The organism is Chromobacterium fluminis (assembly GCF_011602385.1).
GTDB lineage: Bacteria > Pseudomonadota > Gammaproteobacteria > Burkholderiales > Chromobacteriaceae > Chromobacterium > Chromobacterium fluminis.
The window spans coordinates 1-255 of the sequence record NZ_JAAOMA010000153.1 but is presented as its reverse complement, the minus strand read 5'-3'; the positions used below and the strand labels follow the sequence as shown (position 1 = coordinate 255).

Annotated in this window: 1 protein-coding gene and 1 rRNA gene; both read right to left on the bottom strand. The window is 48.6% G+C overall.

The window, feature by feature from the left end:
• A 16S ribosomal RNA gene (locus HA052_RS28425) occupies positions 1 to 77 on the bottom strand; the annotation flags it as partial.
• Positions 76 to 255 (bottom strand): hypothetical protein (locus tag HA052_RS28420; protein ID WP_206119086.1); only part of this gene is annotated, 180 nt, incomplete at its 5' end. The genes HA052_RS28420 and HA052_RS28425, both read right to left, overlap by 2 nt.

The window sequence follows — 255 nt, the reverse complement described above, 5'->3', positions numbered from 1 at the left end:
CCCTGTTACCGTTCGACTTGCATGTGTAAAGCATGCCGCCAGCGTTCAATCTGAGCCAGGATCAAACTCTTCAGTTCAATTCCAAGCAAATTTTCTGGCACGCAAGATCAAAGAAACATCAAGATATTTCTCGTCTTGCAGTGCAAGTGTTTGGTCATCGACCGAGCACTTACACCTATCGGTTATTCGTTTTGTTAAAGAGCGGTGCAGATCGCTGCGCTTCGTTTCCGCCGCTGCGTTGTCTGCTGAGGAGGC